Genomic DNA, 3468 nt, shown 5'->3' with positions numbered 1-3468 from the left:
TCTGCATTGGGAGCATGGATGCCCCACGCAATCTCAAGCGTATTTTAACCAGCCCCGAGCTCATCTTCGCCGACTGGTGCGGCGGAAAACGCGTCTAGAGTAGGCAATGACCCAAAAGGGCCTCGCCAAAGCCGTTCATGAAGACGACCGACGAAGCCCTCTGTGACTACGATTACGCCGCTAGCGGGTTCCAGTCGCGGCCGTAGAGCGGCAGGACGCGGAAGTTGGCATCGCTTGCGCCCTCGCCATGGAACTGGCAGGCATCGGCGTTGAAGCTGAGAACTTTTTTGGGCTGCCACGACGCGATATTGCCCATCAGGACGATCTCGGTGAGCGGACCGGAGTAGCCAAAGTGGGTGCTACACTTGCCCGGAGTTGAGCCGTGGCCGGGGATACGGCCCAGCGCGACATCTACCCACTCGTGGTAGTGGCTCACCGACTCCACTTTGGGCGGGAGTTTCTCCACACGCTTGCCGCTGTTGTCCCACACAGAGGGGGTCGCCCAGTGCGGCACGACCATCTTTCCGTGCTCCCCAATCACGACCGAACCGGTATTGAGTTCCTCAAACAGCTCAGGCAGGAGGCTCTTGGCGGGGCGCGTGTCGCCGTGGTACCAGTGCAGAGCGACGGTGCGCGCCGTGTTGCGCGTCCCCGCGAGCTGCCAGGTAATATGGGCGTTGTAGGGATAGTTCAGCACATTGGGCGGAGCCTCCAGGTGGCTCACCACCGAGAGTGGGGTCGTCAGGCGCGTGCCCGCAAGCACGGGGTCCAGAATATGGCAGGCCATGTCGCCCAGGGTTCCCGTGCCAAAGTTCTGCCAGCGCCGCCAGTTGCCCGGGTGAAACTCTTGAGGAATAAAGCCCACTTTCCGGCTGACACCACAGTAGAGGTTCCAGTCCAGATTCGCGGGAGGAGGCTCGGCCATGCGCGGGGCAGGGACACCGCCCCAGCCCTTGCCACAGAACGAGTGGATCTCCTGGATATTTCCCAGCACCCCTGCCTGGAGCCAAGCCATCGCAGTGCGGTAGGAGCCTTCGCCGTGGATCTGGATGCCCATCTGAGTGGCGGACTTCGGATGTTTTTCTGCAGCCAGACGCATTGCGCGCGCCTCACCGACCCCGCGGGTGAGGGGTTTCTGGACGTAGGCATGGCGGCCCAGTGAGAGTGCCTTCAGCCCCACGGCGGCGTGCATGTGATCCGGTGTGGCGCAGAAGACCGCATCGCACTCCACAGTATTGAGCAGCTTCGTATAGTCGGCAAACCGCGCCGACTCAGGAACACCGTAGCGCTCCCCAAAGCGTGCCTGTGCTCCCTTGTCCGGGTCACAAACCGCGACAATCTTCACCTCTTTGTGCGAGGCGATATTGGGCACATCCCCACCCGCTTGTCCCCCACACCCCACCAGCGCCAGACGAAATGGCATGAAAAAATCCTCCTGCACTCACCATTCGGTGTGTACCGGAGGATTTCCTTTATCGAAGCGAGGGTCTTACCGGGGGCCGTCGGCGAGAAACGCCTGCCAGCTTGCAGCATCTTGTGCCAGCTTCAGCTTGGTGTAGCGCTGCCCAAAACCATTGGCCTGCTCAATATCAATCGTTTTATAGCGATTTGGGGTGGGCAAGAAGGCGGCGATTCCCTGAGAGTTTGGCGTGAACTGCTTCGTCGTGACATTGCGGACAATCGCCGCCTTCATCGCGGCGCGTAGTGCTGCCGTCTTGCGCTTGAGCTCCGCATCATTGACCCGGACCTCAAGGCGATCCAGGAAGTGCAGCAGGTCTTTATTCTCCGCGTATTCGTAGGACTGGGCATCTTCCCGTGCCAGGCTGATCTCGGTTGCTGCGCTCACTTTAAGATCCAGCAGAGTCGCGCCCAAGTCGTTCATTGCGCTAACAATCGGCGCGATTTTTGTCGTCTCGATCACGGACTGCGTAATGCCGTACTGGTTGGCAAAGCGCGTTGCTGTGTCATCCGCGTAGTGAATCGCCAGCTCCCGGCCGTCCATCAGGGGATTGCCTACTAGCTTGCCAATGGTCAGGTCGTAGGCGTATCCCTCACCGGGAGGAGATTCTTCGGAGCCGACAATGTAATCGGCGGTGCTGCGCCACTCATAGAGCACCTCGATCATCTGCATCAGCGAGCAGTCCACGCTCAGCAAGTCCCACTTCTTCCCCTCGGGATGAACAATGGCCCCTGGTAGCGCAGTCGTGTCAATATGATTGTTTGTGGTGTCGTCGTAGGAGACTCCACGGGTGACGGGTGGCCGCTGTGCACGCGTCTTCACCGAGCGCCAGCCCGCCCCGTGGTTCCAGATCACCAGATTGTAGCGCTCTGCCGGGAATGTCTCGACACCCCAGTTCACAAACTCCTGAAGTATGCTGGCATCGCCCATGTCCACATTATTTTTCTGGGACAGTACCTGTGAGTTGACAAAAGCTTCCTCGCTATCGCGGCGGACATAGAAGCGGCGTGTGTCGCTCCAGTCGCCATTGGAGTTATCGAAGCGCCCCCCGATCCGCTTGAACTGCGTCACAATATTGACATCCGCTGTCGAGCCAATTTTCTCCAGTTGGTTCATGTTGAGAACGCCGTAGGTCTCTAGGTCATTGGCTCCGTTGATGAACACCAGCACCGTCCATTTTTTCTTGGGCTGTACCCCCACACTCTTCTGAACTGTCCAACCCGCCTGTCCGACGACGCGGCCTCCGTCTAGCAAATCTGCCGCCGGAGGAATGACGGTTCCACCGCCCCCTCCACAGCCCGCTAGGGCCAGTGTCATTGCGCTCACTCCCAGCAGAGAGAGTAACTCTTTTCGTGTCATGCTCAACGTCCATCTCCTCATCGCAGTACCTCTACTTCTAGGAATGCCTTTCAACACTTTCTGATACATTCGGCAAGCTAATGCTTCAAACTTCATACCGTGTGTCTTTGTGACAGAGTCTGCGGCTTAACTCTATTATCGGCAGAGTTAGTTCCACAGGCTATAATGAAGTTGGTGTTTCCATCATACCTGGAACAAAACTCGTAAAAATACCTTTTCCGGGTTTTCCATTTCCCAAACAGTATGCCTCATGATTGATGTACAAAAAACAGATAGGTGGGTCTATAAACCTCTCACCCGTACCCGCAAGGACGACGGAAGCCTCTACCACCGTGAGCGGCACGCTGAGGAGGAAATCTACAGGCTTTGCAGCCTCGGACAGCGTACACGAAAAGAAGTGCTTCTGGCGCGGCATCCAGCAGGCACTCCTGACCGGCTTCGGGAAGAGACCTTGGTCTATGCCTTGCGAGAGTGCACAGCGAGAGGCGATGATGAAACGGCGTGGCAGCTTGCGGAACTCTTAACGGAACGTGTGAGCGGGCATATCGCCCGGCAGCTTGCCAAGTGGCGGCTCCCGGAAGCGGATGCGGACGATGTGACGCGGGACTTGTTCGCGCTCCTTTTTGATGCACTGTTCTCACGAGAGCCCT

The 3468-nt window shown here is 58.2% G+C and carries 3 protein-coding genes; 1 reads left to right on the top strand and 2 read right to left on the bottom strand.

All coding sequences use genetic code 11. The features are described from left to right. Positions 1–172 precede the first annotated feature (172 nt). Positions 173–1423, bottom strand: coding sequence for a Gfo/Idh/MocA family protein (locus ACH2EH_RS18255; protein ID WP_395143851.1), 1251 nt, complete (start codon positions 1421–1423; stop codon positions 173–175). A 66-nt stretch (positions 1424–1489) separates the two neighbouring features. Continuing rightward, the gene (locus ACH2EH_RS18250) at positions 1490–2818 is read right to left on the bottom strand and encodes a clostripain-related cysteine peptidase (RefSeq protein ID WP_395143849.1); all 1329 of its coding nucleotides are present in this window, start codon (positions 2816–2818) and stop codon (positions 1490–1492) included. Positions 2819–3068: 250 nt separating this feature from the next. On the opposite strand from ACH2EH_RS18250, the gene ACH2EH_RS18245 reads away from it, so the two are divergent. Continuing rightward, a partial coding sequence (locus tag ACH2EH_RS18245) for a hypothetical protein (protein ID WP_395143848.1) occupies positions 3069–3468 on the top strand: 400 nt, incomplete at its 3' end.

It is taken from the genome of Armatimonas sp. (assembly GCF_043760365.1).
Classification (GTDB): domain Bacteria; phylum Armatimonadota; class Armatimonadia; order Armatimonadales; family Armatimonadaceae; genus Armatimonas.
Note: the sequence above shows the minus strand (reverse complement) of the source record. Positions and strands in the feature narration are given on the sequence as shown.